General features: G+C 58.3%; 1 pseudogene. It reads left to right on the forward strand.

The window, feature by feature from the left end:
• Positions 1 to 259, forward strand: a pseudogene (locus tag DM374_RS32950) (DUF6708 domain-containing protein); the annotation flags it as partial.

The following is a 259-nucleotide window of genomic DNA, read 5'->3' on the forward strand; positions in this document are numbered from 1 at the left end:
TTCACCGCCCGCCGCATCATCATCCGTTTCAACCGTATCACCCGCAAAGTCTACCTGCTCCGCCCCAGGCACTTAGGCGGCATCCGCATCATGGACTGGGACAAAACCGAGGTTATCGTCGACAAGAACATGAGCGAACTGGATGGTACGGGCGGCTATGTCATCCTCGGCTGGGAAAAGGGAGATGGCGTGGACTTGCACGGTACCCCCACCGACAACATCGAACTGACCTTCATCGGCAAACCCACCCGCAACGCCA

It is taken from the genome of Pseudomonas huaxiensis (assembly GCF_003231275.1).
In the GTDB taxonomy this organism is placed as follows: domain Bacteria; phylum Pseudomonadota; class Gammaproteobacteria; order Pseudomonadales; family Pseudomonadaceae; genus Aquipseudomonas; species Aquipseudomonas huaxiensis.